This is a genomic window from Bacteroides faecichinchillae JCM 17102 (assembly GCF_000614145.1).
GTDB classification, from domain to species: Bacteria; Bacteroidota; Bacteroidia; order Bacteroidales; family Bacteroidaceae; genus Bacteroides; species Bacteroides faecichinchillae.
Genome location: NZ_BAKK01000013.1, coordinates 94,621 through 111,215, shown reverse-complemented (window position 1 = coordinate 111,215; position 16,595 = coordinate 94,621). Strand labels below are relative to the sequence as shown.

16 protein-coding genes and 2 pseudogenes are annotated in these 16,595 nt (G+C 35.8%); 1 reads left to right on the top strand and 17 read right to left on the bottom strand.

Translation table 11 applies throughout. The features are described 5' to 3' along the window. Positions 1-609: 609 nt before the first annotated feature. From JCM17102_RS32415 to JCM17102_RS08960, 15 genes and pseudogenes are all read right to left on the bottom strand, one after another. Positions 610-886, bottom strand: a pseudogene (locus JCM17102_RS32415) (transposase); the annotation flags it as partial. Further along, complete coding sequence (locus tag JCM17102_RS32410; protein WP_025074877.1) at positions 864-1,061, bottom strand: NAD(P)-binding protein; 198 nt, start codon at positions 1,059-1,061, stop codon at positions 864-866. The gene JCM17102_RS32410 and the pseudogene JCM17102_RS32415, both read right to left, overlap by 23 nt. A gap of 49 nt (positions 1,062-1,110) precedes the next feature. Next, positions 1,111-1,482, bottom strand: coding sequence for a hypothetical protein (locus tag JCM17102_RS28940; RefSeq protein WP_136498292.1), 372 nt, complete (start codon positions 1,480-1,482; stop codon positions 1,111-1,113). A 268-nt stretch (positions 1,483-1,750) separates the two neighbouring features. After that, a complete protein-coding gene (locus JCM17102_RS26915; protein ID WP_199901479.1) occupies positions 1,751-2,080 on the bottom strand; it encodes a lanthionine synthetase LanC family protein in 330 nt (109 codons plus the stop codon). Between the two features lie 80 nt (positions 2,081-2,160). After that, positions 2,161-2,763, bottom strand: coding sequence for a glycosyltransferase family 32 protein (locus tag JCM17102_RS26910; protein ID WP_275564347.1), 603 nt, complete (start codon positions 2,761-2,763; stop codon positions 2,161-2,163). Between the two features lie 4 nt (positions 2,764-2,767). Further along, complete coding sequence (locus JCM17102_RS09005) at positions 2,768-4,543, bottom strand: erythromycin esterase family protein (RefSeq protein ID WP_025074876.1); 1,776 nt, start codon at positions 4,541-4,543, stop codon at positions 2,768-2,770. A 59-nt stretch (positions 4,544-4,602) separates the two neighbouring features. Further along, entirely contained in the window at positions 4,603-5,025 is a 423-nt protein-coding gene (locus JCM17102_RS09000) for a hypothetical protein (protein WP_025074875.1), read from the bottom strand. A 3-nt stretch (positions 5,026-5,028) separates the two neighbouring features. Then, positions 5,029-5,409: a TIGR04149 family rSAM-modified RiPP gene (locus JCM17102_RS08995; protein WP_025074874.1), complete on the bottom strand. Its 381-nt coding sequence runs from the start codon at positions 5,407-5,409 to the stop codon at positions 5,029-5,031. A gap of 38 nt (positions 5,410-5,447) precedes the next feature. Then, positions 5,448-5,828, bottom strand: coding sequence for a hypothetical protein (locus JCM17102_RS08990; RefSeq protein ID WP_025074873.1), 381 nt, complete (start codon positions 5,826-5,828; stop codon positions 5,448-5,450). A 207-nt stretch (positions 5,829-6,035) separates the two neighbouring features. Continuing rightward, positions 6,036-6,659 (bottom strand): hypothetical protein, encoded by a 624-nt coding sequence (locus tag JCM17102_RS08985; RefSeq protein WP_025074872.1) that lies wholly within the window; start codon positions 6,657-6,659, stop codon positions 6,036-6,038. 6 nt (positions 6,660-6,665) lie between these two features. Continuing rightward, positions 6,666-7,853, bottom strand: a complete 1,188-nt coding sequence (locus JCM17102_RS08980) for a hypothetical protein (RefSeq protein ID WP_025074871.1) — start codon at positions 7,851-7,853, stop codon at positions 6,666-6,668. Between the two features lie 291 nt (positions 7,854-8,144). Beyond that, entirely contained in the window at positions 8,145-8,333 is a 189-nt protein-coding gene (locus tag JCM17102_RS08975; RefSeq protein ID WP_025074870.1) for a hypothetical protein, read from the bottom strand. A gap of 93 nt (positions 8,334-8,426) precedes the next feature. After that, positions 8,427-8,999 (bottom strand): DUF5030 domain-containing protein, encoded by a 573-nt coding sequence (locus JCM17102_RS22900; protein WP_033886652.1) that lies wholly within the window; start codon positions 8,997-8,999, stop codon positions 8,427-8,429. Then, positions 8,969-9,283 (bottom strand): hypothetical protein, encoded by a 315-nt coding sequence (locus JCM17102_RS22895; protein ID WP_033886651.1) that lies wholly within the window; start codon positions 9,281-9,283, stop codon positions 8,969-8,971. The genes JCM17102_RS22900 and JCM17102_RS22895 overlap by 31 nt, the downstream gene beginning before the upstream one ends. Before the next feature lie 356 nt (positions 9,284-9,639). Further along, positions 9,640-10,260, bottom strand: a complete 621-nt coding sequence (locus tag JCM17102_RS08960; protein ID WP_025074867.1) for an HU family DNA-binding protein — start codon at positions 10,258-10,260, stop codon at positions 9,640-9,642. 341 nt (positions 10,261-10,601) lie between these two features. On the opposite strand from JCM17102_RS08960, the gene JCM17102_RS08955 reads away from it, so the two are divergent. Beyond that, positions 10,602-11,894, top strand: coding sequence for a VapE domain-containing protein (locus JCM17102_RS08955; protein WP_025074866.1), 1,293 nt, complete (start codon positions 10,602-10,604; stop codon positions 11,892-11,894). Between the two features lie 158 nt (positions 11,895-12,052). Here the strand turns inward: JCM17102_RS08955 and JCM17102_RS08950 are convergent, their stop codons facing one another. Then, positions 12,053-14,257, bottom strand: coding sequence for a S41 family peptidase (locus tag JCM17102_RS08950; protein ID WP_025074865.1), 2,205 nt, complete (start codon positions 14,255-14,257; stop codon positions 12,053-12,055). Between the two features lie 69 nt (positions 14,258-14,326). Then, positions 14,327-16,469: pseudogene (locus JCM17102_RS26905) on the bottom strand (GH92 family glycosyl hydrolase). Positions 16,470-16,595: the final 126 nt, after the last annotated feature.

Genomic DNA, 16,595 nt, shown 5'->3' with positions numbered 1-16,595 from the left:
AATTTGTTTAAATCCTGTTTTAAAATGGTTTAAATAAAAAATTAAAAAGGTTTCTGTCCCTGCACAATAAATGCTTTATCTGAAGCGACCAAACAAATAATAAGGATGTATCAAACAGATTCAATGGAAACCGAGTAGTAAATATATAACAAAAGTGTTGAACCTGCAAATAAGAAAGCGAAAATATGATTTGTAATCAAAACTGGAGCCCAGTGTTGGTAAAATAGATAGCCAAAGCGTTAAATGAGGTAATACCCAGTCTCTGAATGGAGTTGACGACAATAAAAAAATAAAAGGCATCAAACGTCATATTGTTATGGATAGGAATAGCTTTCTTGTTGCAGTAATAGTTACACAGCCAACAGTTATAGCTGCAAGACAATTCATCTGTTAATGAGATAATTAAATAAACTTTGTTCGGGAATAGAATCATATTGGCAGACGAACGATAGATATAGAGACGAACTTATTAAAAACGTCATAACTAAATTTAGATATATGATCCAAGTGGTTATTAATGCATACAAAAACAGGGATTCAGGATTTTCTTTAATAGACACTGTATACAATTTTGTGTAATTGTAAACAGGGTTCAGTTATAAGTTCTACTCATATCTGTATTCTGTTTTCAAACATAAGCATAAATTGGTTCATAATCAATCCCCAGTTATGAATAGGTTGTGTCCATATCTTCCCAATCTCCATCAAAGATAAGGTATACCATTTTCTTCACCGCATCATCCGAAGGGAATGACAGCTTTGATTTGGTGTACTTCCTGACCTTCCCATTCAGGTTCTCAATTAGGTTTGTGGCATAAATTATTTTTCTAATCTTTAATGGAAATTAGAAGAAAACGGTCAGGTTACCCCAGATATTCCTCCATGTAAAATATGGCATGAGCAAACAAGTTCATATATTCCCATGCCTTTTTAATATTAATATGAAATATATGTGTACCGTATTTGTGTACAATAATATCATTTATCTTTTCCGTATACACATTGCCGCTAACATAATTACGTTTGTCAATGATAATACAAGATATTCCTTTGACTACCAATCAATAGGCAACTATTACCCTAAACTCTCCTGCATCGACAATTAGATAATCATAGTGTTTCATTTCCTTTATTCATTAAATACAATCCTAAAGGAATACTTATTTCCTGTCGTTTTTCAGGCATATCTGTAATTTGATATAATAATCCATTAATGTCTATATCGACAACCACATGACAACCTCCCTGTGAAAAAAGGATTTGTTGCCATAGCACTTTTTTATAACTTTCTATCGACCATTTCCGATTTTTATTAAACGAAAATCCCACCATCTCTACCACTTTTTCCTTTAAAGGAGATGAACCTATTTTATTCAATAAATTTAAAAGAATCACAATATCTCCATGTTCTTCATCCTCAAATTTCACACAATCCAACAGCTCAATTAAGATTTTCCAAATTAATTTATCAGTTTCTACCATATAAATTTCCTCCTCTTTTAAATTAAGGAGAAAATACAACATCGAATTTAGCAAATCCAAAGGTTTCCGTTTATAATCATAAATATTCAGGCAATAATACCGACATGTATTTAACAAATCCTTCACTTGATTGTTGTAAATAGTCAGTATCCTTTTATTTAGTGATTTAGATAACAGGTAAACCGCTGGTGAAAGCATGGAAAAATCAGAACCAAAACCCACCGAGCTCCCAGAAAAAATCTTGGATTCTATATCGATTAAAGCATCATTAGCTATTTCTACGAAGCCTTGAGCAGTAAGATAAAATTCCCCAGCCTATTCCAGAAAGCCCTTGTTCAATATCATTTATCTGGATTTTCCCAATTTGATCAAATATTTCATCCAGTAGATTATCAGCCTGTTCATTATATACTGTGTTGCCAGTATATCTCGCATACTCATAGTAGAACAATGCTACTCCCATTTTCCCTTCCATCAGTCCGATATTCTCTGTTTTTTTCAGATAAATATCCATTCTATTCGCTATTAACTGTAGCTGTTTATTTATATCCATATATTTTTTATTTTGCCCAAGTCCCAAAATAATAATGTATGGCATAGGCCTCTCTTACACTTTGTTCGAGACATCTGTCCCAACAGCCCTTCTTGGCAATAGCGGCAAGGGAAAGATCGAAAGGGTTAATATACGTAGGTGGTATCAAATAAACTTTTTTTTCGTTCTTCTTCCGGTAAACTATTGTATATTCTTCCTAACACCCATTGTCCTGTTATGTTAAACACACTATCTTTGAAATGGGCAATCGAGTGAGCGTATCGTAGGTTCTCTTTCGAAAAAACGTGATGAATAATTTTTTCCATGTATACATGTTTGGGAATCGCTGCCATCAATGAATTATTGATGATAAAACTATTTTTGAAAATTTTACTGTGGGAGGCCGGTTCTCTAGAAATACAGCATATCTTATCGCAAAGTAACTCATCCATAGGATGTAGCGATTCAAAATCAAAATCAACATACATTCCTCCCATTTGATAGAGAATTAAATACCTGATAGCATCCCATCTTTGTATGTTTAGCGGGAAACCATTGTAAATATTCCAATATTGAGGAAAATATTCCAAAATGAAATCATTCATCCGTTGCTCATTCCAATAGATGTATTTCCACTCAGGATAATCATATTTCCATGTTTCTGCCATTTTTGCAAACTCTGCTGGTAAAGGCTTCTCTTTATCTGACCAGATTTGATGAAGAATTTTAGGTATTAGATATTTCATCATTATATTATTCATTTTTTAACTCATCCCAACATTTCTTATATCGATATATAAAAGTGTTGTTATCTTTGCTTACATTTAATGATTTTTTTTGCAGAGGAATGCTTTCTTTGATAAATAATATTCCGTCCATTTGATGTGAAGGATTTATCCACTCTGTCATTTCATTAGGAGCTATTCCTACAGAACGACTGAATAATAATTTTGTGGGCAGGAGTGAGTGGGGAACATAGAAACTATCTAAAGGAACTTGATTCAACCAATACTCTAAAGAACCAGGCTTGGACTGATTCAAAAGGCAATACTCCATTTTTTTTAAATAATGATAGTTCAAGGTTTTTCCTCTATCTGTAAAAATACCGACAGTAAAAAAACGGTCACTGTAATGTTGTTTGCACAAAGCACCAAATGGAATGGAAATAATAGACTGATCGGCATTGTTAGAGGTGTATTTTACATGCATTAAATGACTATAGATCATTGCTTTTACAGGACGATGAGATGAGAACAATTCCATCATGACTTGTATTTGTTCAAACATAAGACTATCGCGTGAAAGCTGTTCGTATTTCACTTTTTCAATCAACTGTAAACATGTCTGTATGAGCTGTGCCTCCTGTTTTCCGAGCTCTTTCTCAAAATAGTTTTGTGATTGAAAGAATGCTATAGATTCCTGATGGATTTCTTTTGATTTTAATATCAATTGAGCAAATTTCCTAAGTTGTGAATTTTGTAAGGAGCGGTTAATTGTAAGAAGATATTCACATAAGTCCAATTCTGTTTCCAAATATGCACTAACATCGAAATCTGTTCCTAATATCCATACTTTTTCTTTTGTCGTTGAATTATATTCTTTGAGCCAACGGAAGAAGTCTATCCAAGCGTCAGAAAATAAAGAAAACTCAATTATAGAACTAATTTTATCAATCTGAAAAGCACTGTCTCCTTGTACAAACCGATTAACGTATAACATTTTGGATAAGGGCAATTCGAGTAGAATCAGTTTGCGCCCTCCATATTTTATTTCGTTCATAAACAACCGGATCATTGTGCAATTAATGTTTTCACTTCCATGAACTGTTTCTCCAAAAGCCACTATATCCTTATCTCTAAATGAATGCGGCAATGAATCGCTCCACATCATAATATCTTCTTTATGTAAAGGAGGTTCTGCGAAGAAGGGATATGTAGTGTAGTCTGTTATATTTTTGCCGTTTACTTTCATTTCTATTCTATCCAGCCACAGATTCTGTATACTTTTTTTACGACCCACATTCTTCTTTGCAGTAAAAATGGTGTCATTTCCTCTGATTCCGATAGTAAGTCCCAGTAGAACTACTCCGCACAATGATACGTTTTTCCGGAATGTTTTCCATTCTTTACAATTGTTGAAAAATAAAGTATCCGAATAGAGTACCTCTTCTTTTTCATCAATACCGTTTATTGCTAGAAAACCGCGTTTCAATTCCTGACTTTTACAGGTTAATGATACTTCCATGCTGTCTTCATTAATCACAGGAAGAGGTAACCGGTTGTATATTGTTCCTTGCAGCATAAAGTACACTCCCCCTATATAACATTGGTTACATTGAACTGGGTGTTTATTCTTATAGGTTTGTGTACTGTCAATCATCATAAAAAAAGCAGCATGTTTCCCCTTTTTCCATTCTCCTTCCGGAGCAAAACTAAGAATGTCAGAAACTTGTTTTGTTATATTTTGTTGCTGAGCAAAACAAGTATACAAACTACTTAAAAGAAGCAGAATAGAAATGGCTACCTTCATGATTTTATTAATAAACAAATTGATTAATGAATATGATATTTGTACTATTGAAAATTTATTTAATAGATATTTCCGAATACAGTAATCTCCCTTGATAATATCCAATTTCCTTTCTTAGCATCATATACATTGAACTTTATTCGATATGAATTCCCACTTTTAATCACTTCATTATCAATATAAAATAAAGCAGAACTATCATATCCCATTTGTAATAATGTTGCTTGTATATCTCTATGCATGCGATCCATTGCATTCTCCATATAATCCCAATAATCAGAAAGTACTCCTGTATATTTAATTACATCAATTATTTTATCTAAAACACTCTCCATTAAGTACTCAAGATTATCCATTGATTCACTTCTTATATAGTCCGGAAATGTATAATAGTCTCCATCACCTGGGAATATATAAACATCAGGAAATGTATATCCCCATCCATCTACATATCCTCCCTCCCATGTACCATTATAAACCATATCCTAATATTCTTCTTCTGTATAATGATCATTCCCATAGTAGTTCCCATAAATGACTACTCCATCCAGTTCTCCTCCGTCCATATCCCAGCCATATTCGCCATAGCTGTTGTTATATCCATATCCCCCTGTAGAGATAAGCCCCATGTCCATATCCGGTGCCCATAGATCATTTGTTATTTCCTCAGTTTCTTCGTTATTAGTAATGGCAGAGCTGTTATCCATAACCATTTCTATATCTGCTACATGCGGATTGGGAAGAAGCCATTCATTTTCATCGTAGAGAATAAAATTACCACCCACATAATGTCTCATCTCTTCTTTGTTTAAAACCGGGCAACGCTGACGCAAACCCTCAAAATTTGCACGAGTAACCTTTTTCATAAAATCATTTTTCAATTAATACAATTACATATCTATCTTTACTTTGACATTAACCATAATCCAGCCGAAGATAATTTACTATTAATCATCGATATATCATAAAAAGAACCTTGAATCTTTTTATCTATATACATTGTTATATCGTCGAAGGATAATTCTTCTAGAATAGGCACATTATACAATATTCCCCACCATGCATTATCATACCACACATCCAATGCATTCATATCCACAAAGCAATCCAAACAATCGATCTTCTCCAAGACCGGTCCACCGGTCACTTTCAACTCCTCAGGAAGTTTCTTTATGGTTTGTTTAAGCAATATGATATCAATATCCTGATAATTCTGTCCGTCAATGCTCTGAACACAAAGACTTAAAATATCATTTAACAACGTCCTAATTCCTACTTTATTCACTTTATATCTATCTTTTGACAAACTTTATTTATAGAAACCAAAACATTTTTTAAAAGCATGAATATATTTATTCTTACATTTTAACTATTTATTAACAAAAAGCTAAAGTATCTTGATAAGATCAATAATTCATCCCTTCATATTTTTATTGTATTTTATCTCTTAAAAATAATTCTATAAAATAAGCAATACATTGAAAAGCGAACTTTATCGTGTATCTCCCCAATCATCATCAATTATTCCTACACGCATTTTACTAATCAAACGTTTACCATCAGCAACTCCATCTCGTATTATAGTATCTATCTTAGATGGGTCAAAATCAACACGTTCTGCCAAATTAGAATTATATGAAATATCCAGGTATTGTATATTTTTATGATTTAAGGTAATAGTACTAAGATTATTATGCGATAGTATAATCCGATATAAAGGCTCGCTTATACCGATACTACTCAAGGAATTATAAGAGAAATCCAATTCTTTCAAAAAAGGTATTGCATTCTCTCCTATATACACACGAGCTTTATAGTGATTATGTGAAAGATTCAAGTTCTCTATTTTTTGAGGTAAAAAATCTATCACAAGGGTATCCAACAAATTACCAGACAAATTAAGTGACTTTATTATATAACCTGATAAATCAGGAAAAGCCACAATACTATCATTTGACAAATCATAATAATCCATGACCGAATCCTGAGGTAATAAAAAGAGCTTCTCCAGTTTTGTTAATTCTTCAACAACAGGAAGTTCCACAACTTTGTTCTTATTCCCTACTTTACAAGATATTAAAAAGAAAAAGAAAAAGACATAACCTATATTTTTCATATTCTCTTATTTAAAGTCATTTCTATATTCATCTAGTGCCGTATCGATCACACCATGATTATATTTTTTCATATAATCATGCAAACCGTCAGCAAAATATTCTTTATACTTGTGAGTATTCTCATCAATAAATATATTAACAAATTCTTGACTATATCCTTGTTCTCTAAATATACGAGCTGCTATCACAGCATCACCATTAGCTTGTTTAGTAACGTCATAATATCTTGCAATATGATTAGCATGTTGAGCTTCGTGAGCTAATATAACTACTAAAGCTTCTTCCTTTGTTTTCACTTTATTCCAATCATAGCCAATATTATCACCCTTCAAAATACGATTCCAACCATCTTCATTTATAAATTGAGTATTAAAAGTCATGCAAAATGACGTATCAGAGCTACAATCAGTAGAAGCCGGAACGTTTTGATTCATTTCACTTATGCTAAATGTCAAATGCACATAACCTTTATTCATATAACTAAGTAAATTTTTAAGAATTGAATTACTCTCAAGAATCTTAGTCAATTGTTCATGGAAGGCTGCTTCAGACTCTGTATTAAAAGTAAAGTTTTCAATATTAACTCCATCTGTCAATGAGTTACTTGAAGGTCCACTGCTAGATCCGCCACCACCGCCACTATTTCCGTTCCAATTATTATAAATATAATATCCATCATAATATCCCCCCCATGGATAACTATGATCATCATAATCTCCTAAATATAAATCTTCTCCCCATGGATCATAATAATACCAATCCGGATAAACGTTATCAGGTTTTTCTCCATAAATCGTAACTTCAGGAAGCATATAACCATAATTATTACTTCCATATATAACAACTTCATCCAAATACCCTCCATCAATATCCCAGTCGTGACCTCCATAACTACCACCACCAAAGCCACCATAAAAGCCATAACCACTAGCCCCGTAGTCATCTGCAGAGAATACACTAATTCCCAAATCCGATGTCCAAACATCCTCTTCCATTTCATCAGCCTTGTCACTCCCAACAGCCGAACAAGCATCCATGTCTATATCTAAAGTATAAACATTTAAAAGTGCCAAATCACTCTCATCGTATAGAGTAGTAGAGTTACCACCTACATAACGACGCATCTTTTCTTTGTTTAAAACTGGGTAACGTTGACGCAAACCCTCAAAATTTGCACGAGTAATCTTTTTCATAAAATCATTTTTCAATTAAGTTCCTGTTTAAAAATGATTGATTTTTATCTAATGAAGTTTCCGTATCAATGGGATAGTTTCTTTCTTTGAAGCGAACAAACTAAAAAAAGATGTATCAGACTGATTTAACGAATACAGAGTGGCAAATATATAACAAAAGCGTTGAATCTGCAAGAAAGAAAGCGGAAATACAGGACAACCGCTTCTGTACATTATCGGCTTCTCAATAACAAACTATTTCGGAACAAGAAAAACAACACGAGGAACATATACTTTTATAATATAGACTATTCAAAAGCACTTAGAAAACAAAGTGAAATCATTTTCTTTCATCTCCATACGCATCGTCATTCCATACCGAGTAATATAATCAATCATGATTTGTCTATTATCCCAATATTTGACATCCAATAGTTCGTTGCCTCTTTCATCATAATCTTGCGCACGAACAACGTGATCTCCACCACTAGAAACAATCATCTACTGATTTTTCCCGATCATCCATTCTGTGAAATATCTCTTTTCAAACATTTTTTCTACATCATGAATTTGCAATGATAACTAGATGCCATATTAATCATAAGGTATATTCAGATAATTTGTAAACTCCCACTTCCGGTTTGCATATGAAACTCGAAAAAAAGCGCCTGGAATAAGAGTTCCATGAATAGTCTCTAATGGGTCTACACTCCACAAAGGCAGATTTTCGGATGCCTCTTTCAGTAGATCGAAAAGAAGACAGATATTTTTGTTAGGATTTGACGGAGACAATAGATATAAAAGCGGCTTACCATCTGTATCATTAGCAAGCAGAATTGAGAATTCCTCTTTCTGAGAAATATGTGCAGGAACCTTGACTGCATGTTCCACATTCATAAATCTGGCGAATCCAACAGCACTATAATAATAAACATCTGACCAGATACCATCCATACTATAAATAGTACATTTTATGGGACCCATTTGCTCTGCAAGCACTTGTTCATTTCCCAAATGTATGAGAGCTCCGGATCCGTTCTGATAACTAATTCTCTTACGGGATATTATTTTTCCTTTATTTACCTCTATTCGCGTTCTCCAGGCAGTAAGTGTATCTCCTAAAAAACTACAGGAGATTAATAATCTATTATTTCTCCAGTGAACCATGTAGCAGGTATTCCTTTCATTCCTGTTACTCCTTTACCATATTTCTGAATTAAAGCTTTTTCATATTCCAAAGCATTGTAACCTCTAATTCTCCTCAGATACAATGAATCTCCATCATTAACCCATTCTCCACAACACCTATCAAATTCTGCCATAGGAAGTAATGGGCAAGACGAAGACAAAACATGAGGATATCCAGTCTCTGATTCAAATAGTACATTGAACCCTTCAAGATCAGGTGTTCGATTGATGACTTCTGATTTCGTCTTAAATAGATCAATCATTTCAGAAAGGGTAAGTGTTCGTTGTTGATTTAACTACTGACTACATACAAGGCCAATGCCTTTAATAGAAAACAGAAAAAATAAAATCAATACTTTTATTTTTCCAAGACTCCACTCTCTATTACTCGTATTACATATATTGTCTTTCATCATAAATAAAATTATAAGTATATCTATTGTCAGTTCATTACGTTGATTCATACCTCAATCATGGGCATTTCATAATATTTTATTTTGGTTTGCAACAATTCTAACTGTAACATACCTGTAAATTGAATAAAACACAAAGTGAAAATCACTTTCCTTCATCGTCATATTTTTGCATATCACACTATTATCCAATTAGTTGCATTGCATCATCTATTTCGTGACACTCCAAACCATCCCGGAACAGGGAAATAAAAAGGAGAACGAAGATATCCGGGATGTGTCATTCTTCCTTCTTCTACCCGCTTCTGTAGCCGACGGAGAGAAGTAGCCTTTCGTAGTCCACACAACGCACAGAGCTGACGCGTAGTGATATAATCATGATCTTTAAAGAATTCCGCCAATTTTCCATCAATCTCAATATCACTCAATTCTTGTGAACGACGTGTTTCACGAACTTTCTCAAAGGTAGTTGCTTTCAACTTCCGAAGGAGTTCTTTTTCCGGAGTAAAAACAACTCCTGCACAGCGTATATGCTCCGCACGTATTTCTTTAGGCGACCGAACCTCCGGAGATTCCGCCTTAATACGAAATGAACCGACCCCTTCAATATGAATACTGTTCCCATTGGACAGTTCATCTTTGAAAACATTGGCAAACTCTATAAAAGACCCGATGACATCACCTTTTCTCAAGCTGCTTCTTGATTCTATAATTCCTGCAATATCTTCGAGGGTTATCGTATCACGTACCACCAAACGGGCATGATATCTTTTTTTATTGGAATCTTTAGGTTGGGGAGTCAGAAAGAAATCATAAAGTGCACTCATATACTAATTGTATTGTGCGCAACTGTTAGCTAATTTACGCGGTAGTTTTATTTATTTTATGCCAATCTATTGACCGACTCACATTATGTGCAACAGCTAACTCATATATCATACAACAGTTGTTGCACAAAATGCGAAACAGCCATCGCACAATTTGTGCTACAATTAATATGATACATCAAAATTACTAATTTATTTAGTTAAAAACAATACTTTATCGAATAATTTTAGATAACTCACTTTTTTGAAAATCATTTATCTATATAGTTGCAAATCCGCTTTTTCGAATTATATATTTGCGTCTCACATTCTCGAAGTATTAACTATAAAATAGAACAAAAATGAAAACAATGATTCAAAAAATGTTAGAGACGTTGAAACAATTACTTGCACGCATAGAAGAACAGACTAACAAAGAGACAAATGTATCCGACAAACCGGAGAAAAAGGTAAATACAGAAAAGCAAGAAAGTCCCGACGGGACCTCAAAAAGGAATAGGAGTCAGACTATGACCGTTCAGCTGCGGAAATATCTATTAGAACACTTTACATTCCGCTATAACACTCTGACAGGAGCCACCGAATTCCAATTAAAAAACACAACAGACCGCTTTCGCCCAATTAGTGAAAGGGAAATGAACGGAATGATTGTAGATGCCCGGCTGGAAGGTATCCCTTGTTGGAGAAACGACATTCCAACTTTAGTATTATCCAACAAAGTGGAAGCTTATAATCCTTTTCATCTTTATATGCAAGAGCTTCCACAATGGGATGAGATAGACCGCGTAACTCCTTTATTACTAAGAGTATCAAACAATGAGTTATGGCAAAAATGCGGACGCTATTGGTTACGGGCCATGGCCTCACAATGGACCGGCGTAGAGCGGACTCATGCCAATACACTGACTCCTATTTTAATCAGCAGTAAGCAAGGATTGAACAAAAGTACTTTTTGTAGATCTTTACTACCGGACTCACTCCGATATTACTATCTTGATAATTTAAATCTGGCTACCAGCACTTTCCCCGAAAGGAAACTTGTTAAAAATGGATTGATTAATCTGGATGAATTCGATAAAATCAGAGAGAGCCAACAAGCAAACCTAAAAAATTTGCTCCAAATGGTCAATATTCCTATTTTCCGTGGTAAACGATTGGGATGGGTAAACGAGAACAGACTAGCTTCATTTATAGCTACGACTAACTGCTACCAGATACTAACCGATCCTACAGGAAGCCGCCGTTTCCTTTGCGTAGAGGTGTTGCACGCTATCTCGGAAGAACCTCTGGAACACAAACAGATATACGCCCAACTAAAAGCGGAACTGAAAGCGGGTAAGCCTGATTTTCTAAACCATGAAGAAGAGCAACTGCTACAACAACACAATAAAGCCTATTACCGTCAGTCACCATTAGAAGATGTGTTTTATAATTGTTACCGACGACCTATGGAAACAGAAAAAGGTATTTGGCTTACCGCGGCTGAGATTTACAATACATTACATCGATTTAATTCATCTGCGATGAAAGACACATCTGTGAAACAGCTAACTTCACATCTTCCGGCAATGGGATTTTTTGCAAAACATTCAATGTATGGAAACCGATATTATGTGATGAATCTTCAGTCATAATGGTTGCTTCATTTTATTTCACTATAAGAGAAGAAGTTACAGGAAAATATGACATGAACCAATACTGATTTCATATTGATATTAGTATGAATTCCATAGTTTTTTATTGTTCTCATTTAATTGAAAACATACAAAATCTATGGAATTCATATCATACCTTATTCTCCTTCTATATACTCTATCGCCTTTTTAATCCACGCATCTTCTCCATATTTCACATCTTCCACCGTCTGCACCACAGGAATATCTATCTTCACTCCTACCCGTTGATTCATTCCCCAATTGGGATAGAAAGCACCGGCCATGGTATAATTGATTTTTATTCCGTAAGGAAGAAAAAAGTAACCGATATGTCCATTTGCTCCGGCTGTCTGAGTCCCGATAACTGCACTGCGTGGAGCTGCCCGATAAGCAATGGAAGATAATTCTCCGAAACTCTGCGTCCCTTCATTGACTAAAATAGCAATCTTTCCTTTAAAATAATCCGGATTCTCTTTCGGACCGACATTTCCCTTTATATCCAGAAAGTAATTGCCCGGATATTTTTTTGAATTCATAGAGAACCACATATAGGGAACAGGCTTAGGATACAGATATTTTTCAAGGATATCCTTGGTATATAGTTGCGGATATTGCCGCATATCCAGTATAAGCCCTTTTGAATTTATACGGCCGGACATTAGTTCATTCAACCTTTCCACACTTATTTGCGCAACATTGATATAAATAATATCTTTCGAGTCCAAATCATACTCCTCAGGCATTTTTCGTCCCACTGCTTCGGGCATGGTATAAACTTGAGTATGAACTTTCCTTTTAGAAGTCCTTTTCCCCTCTTTTACAGTAACAGTTTCTTCCTCTTCTTTAGTTAAAAACATTCTACGAGCCACGTCTCTTTTTAAGGTGTTTTCATTCGAAGAGGCTATGATTGGACGGAATTCTTCGATAAGCTCTTGAACAGACTTGTCGTTTACAGCTTTAATAACGGTTCCCCTATCTATTTCTTTCAAATGGGTAGATTCTACTGCATAGTTACCATCCGCAGTTAATGTTATCCCCAAAGGAAGCCCACGCATTCTGGAACCTTTGACCGGAAGTTCATACGTTCCATGCGAGTCATTGATCTCTGCCAACAACTTTTGTATAGAAAGATACAATTCACTTCCGGAAACCGGATTATAAAATTCCGGAAGATATTTTTCCAAAAGCGTAGACCAAGGGTGATCTGTAAGATTGACATATGGAAAACCATATTCGACAGCATTCCATAACCGGTAAAGTGTGAGAAGACGAAATCCCTGATCTTTCCAACTTATCCCTGGATAAACTTTCTCTCTGCGGAACTCCACTTCCTCTTTCCCAGCCAAAGGAGGAAGATAGTAATTAAGTACGCCATTTCGTTTGGCATTCTTTATCTTTACTAGTTTTTCCGACAGGTCTGTATCAAAAAGCATGGGGTCTTCCAACCACTGTAAATAAGCAAACCTGTGATATTGGGTAGAATCTTTCACTGTATAATCTTCGGTTTCTGTAATCTCTCCATACTTGTCTATCCATTTACTCAAAGCACGATTGCGCTCCTCTTTATTCTGGGCACGTGCAATCTCAGGCAATACCCTGAATAGCTCAAAGTCCCAATTATACTTTCCAATCACTACCTGAGGATGATAATATTTAAGAAATCCCCATACCTTACCTAATACAACCAGATTCTCCATTACTTGCTGTATAGGTTCGGTAAGAGCCACACGAGAGTCACGCATAAATTCCGTATCCTTGTCCACCTCAGCAGAAGGGTCCACCAATATGTCAAGCGATTGTCCGTCTATCAACACCTGACAGTCGCTAAGCCAGAGTTTCATATCGCCTGATGTCATCAAGCGGAAAAAAAAGAACGATGTACGTGTTAGTGGCATTTCCACCGAAAAACTTTGCCAATCCTGGTCTCCATTGCACTCTACTTCAGTACTCTCATTTTCGAAGGTATTTAAGAAAGTATCGAGTCCGATTGCAAAACGGACCTTGGCATTACGTGCTTGGGCGCATTTATATTTGCCACTAAAAACAACTGTCTTCCCCACGATATCCCGATTTGAAAAATGAAACTGCACCTTGGCACCTTTTCCCTGTGACGACCGGATAAACAAGGAAGGCTGATTGCCATATAAAGTTTGCGAATCAACTTGTGTTTCCGAATCATCACTGGCCCATGCCATTTTGAACCTCTGCAAGCCAGGGTCGGAAAGTGCATGAATCTGTACGCCATCAAAAGATAGAAATCCTTTTTTGCCCTGTTGTGTTTGTCCATGTGCAGCAAAAGTGATGACTAAAAACGATAATAAATAAAGTAGTTTGTTTTTCATAATAGATGTATTAAATATCTCTGTACACCAAAAATCAAATTATGGGAATCAAGTCGCTACGAAACATTCTTATTCCGTTCGGATGACCAACTCTTTTCCTTTTTTGAGCAAATCATGTGAGATGAACCATCCATCTATCTTTTTGCCGTCATAGGTAATATTGGTAATCTTCTTCCCTTTTCCGTCTTTACGAATTTTAAACTGAGTGCCGTCGCCTAAAGTGAATACTATCTCATCGAATAAGGGAACGGTCATTATGTATTCCGGATCAGCAGGCGAGTAGGTGTAAAGTCCGATAGCATTGAATACATACCAGGATGACATTTCTCCGGCATCATCCATACCTGAATAAGCCAGTTTATCAGCTCCCATGTCATAGAAATGATCCATAATACTGTCAAGCATGCATTGCGCTTTTTCTTGTTTGCCAATGAAGTAATAAGTATATGGCACACTGTGATCAGGTTGATTACCATGACAATAATTTCCAATAAATCCTGTCATGTTGTGTGCTTCATATCCTCTCCAAGGTTCGGAGAACAGAGAATCAAGTTTCATCTCCACAGCCTGCTTGCTAGGATAGAGAGCAATCATTCCTTCCGGATCATGAGGAGCAAAGAACAAAGATTGCCAGGCATTAGCCTCCCGGTACATATAAGCATAATAAGGATAATAGGGATCAAAATCTTTAACCCATTCTCCATTAGCAATACGCCCTCTCCAGAAACCGGTACTGGGATCAAACAGATTTTTATAGTTTTCGGAACGCTTCATCAGGAGTTTATAATTAGCGTCATCCCCCAGTTCTTTAGCCAATAATGCAGTAGCATAATCATCATAAGCATATTCTACAGTTTTCGTTACGGCAGCTTTATACTCATCCCAAGTAGGAACATTCGTGGTGTCTTTTTCTGCAATCCAGCCTGGCGGATATATTCATCCAAATAAGGTCTACCTCCGCGACCGGGAATAGTGGCATTCTTCAACAGAAGCCGATAAGCAGCCTGAGGATCAAATCCGCGAAGTCCACGCAAGTAGCTTCCAGCAACAAAAACCGAGGCATGGTCGCCATGGAAGAAAGTTGGCATATAACCATTTCTTTTTTCTCCCCGGTCAGTGATAGAGCGAATAATATCTACTGTCACATCCGGTGATAACATTTCCAGCAGTACCAGTTTGTTACGATAGTCATCCCAGAAAGATGGATCCGTATAATTATTGAATCCACCATTGACCACTTCGCCTTTAGCATCAGTATATTCCCCGTTCACATCGCTTCGTAGCACCGGCCACAAGAATGAGCGGTACAGACAAGAGTAGAAAATTCCTTTTTCACGTTCACTACCGCCTTTTACGATTATTTTTGATAGTTGTTTTTCCCAGATATGATCAGCCTCCTCACGAACCTGAGCAAACGATTTGTCCATCATCTCCTTTTCCAGATTCAACTTCGCATTTTCTATGCTTACAAAAGAAAAACCGATTTGGAGTTCCAATGGATTTGAGCCTTTACTGTCCAAGAAATCAACCAGGGACACTTCATGTTTATCATCTTTTACCTGCTCTATATCTTTTATCTTGTAATTTGAGATTGCATAGAAGTATATCCTTCCTTCGCCATTCTGAGAACCCGTAAAAGTATTCTCATCCACCTTTTGAATGCTCCAATCGCTAATCCGATTATTCGACCGCATCATATCGGCTACCAGCTTTTTATCATCTTCTTTCCGGAAGGTATATTTATGGTAAGCACAGCGCAACGTAGAAGTAAGTTCGGCATTGACATTATATCTTTCAAGAAACACTTGGTAATAGCCGGATGTGCCGATTCATTCCGGTGACTGTATTTGGAACAGTAATCACTCGGAGAGATTTCACCGGTTACAGGCAGCAAAGGGACATGTAACAGGTTCCAATGTCCTTTGTTGGTATGAGAGAATCCGTAGATTACTGTATCTTCGTATTGGTATCCGGCTCCACTACGGAATTGGGTTATAGGACTTAACTGCACCATTGCATTAGGCAACGACGCTCCGGGAAATACTTCAGCGCCCCAAGTACGCTGTTTCATTTTACGGACATACCCCAAATCTTCCGGTTCCCAAAGAGTAGCCGTTCCTAAAAAAGGATTTACATACTTTGTTAATTGTCCGGTTGGCCTACAACCTGTGATCAAAACGGAGAGTATTAAAAAAAGGATGTGCTTTTTCATGACAAAAAAATAATAAATGAGCAATATGTGTGTGTTGTTTCAATCTACATCTAATAATGAAAACTCAAATATATAACTATTTATTTAGACTTTATAGTTTTCATCAAGAAAAAAAATAGGATTACA

Excerpts from the sequence above, each read along its gene's own strand:
- JCM17102_RS08985 (WP_025074872.1), bottom strand. The coding sequence starts at position 6,659 with ATGAAAAATATAGGTTATGTCTTTTTCTTTTTCTTTTTAATATCTTGT.
- JCM17102_RS28940 (WP_136498292.1), bottom strand. The coding sequence starts at position 1,482 with ATGGTAGAAACTGATAAATTAATTTGGAAAATCTTAATTGAGCTGTTG.
- JCM17102_RS08975 (WP_025074870.1), bottom strand. The coding sequence starts at position 8,333 with ATGATTGTTTCTAGTGGTGGAGATCACGTTGTTCGTGCGCAAGATTAT.
- JCM17102_RS22895 (WP_033886651.1), bottom strand. The coding sequence starts at position 9,283 with ATGATTGATCTATTTAAGACGAAATCAGAAGTCATCAATCGAACACCT.
- JCM17102_RS26915 (WP_199901479.1), bottom strand. The coding sequence starts at position 2,080 with ATGCCATACATTATTATTTTGGGACTTGGGCAAAATAAAAAATATATG.
- JCM17102_RS08955 (WP_025074866.1), top strand. The coding sequence starts at position 10,602 with ATGAAAACAATGATTCAAAAAATGTTAGAGACGTTGAAACAATTACTT.
- JCM17102_RS22900 (WP_033886652.1), bottom strand. The coding sequence starts at position 8,999 with ATGGTTCACTGGAGAAATAATAGATTATTAATCTCCTGTAGTTTTTTA.
- JCM17102_RS09005 (WP_025074876.1), bottom strand. The coding sequence starts at position 4,543 with ATGAAGGTAGCCATTTCTATTCTGCTTCTTTTAAGTAGTTTGTATACT.
- JCM17102_RS26910 (WP_275564347.1), bottom strand. The coding sequence starts at position 2,763 with ATGATGAAATATCTAATACCTAAAATTCTTCATCAAATCTGGTCAGAT.
- JCM17102_RS08960 (WP_025074867.1), bottom strand. The coding sequence starts at position 10,260 with ATGAGTGCACTTTATGATTTCTTTCTGACTCCCCAACCTAAAGATTCC.
- JCM17102_RS08995 (WP_025074874.1), bottom strand. The coding sequence starts at position 5,409 with ATGAAAAAGGTTACTCGTGCAAATTTTGAGGGTTTGCGTCAGCGTTGC.
- JCM17102_RS08980 (WP_025074871.1), bottom strand. The coding sequence starts at position 7,853 with ATGAAAAAGATTACTCGTGCAAATTTTGAGGGTTTGCGTCAACGTTAC.
- JCM17102_RS09000 (WP_025074875.1), bottom strand. The coding sequence starts at position 5,025 with ATGGTTTATAATGGTACATGGGAGGGAGGATATGTAGATGGATGGGGA.
- JCM17102_RS08950 (WP_025074865.1), bottom strand. The coding sequence starts at position 14,257 with ATGAAAAACAAACTACTTTATTTATTATCGTTTTTAGTCATCACTTTT.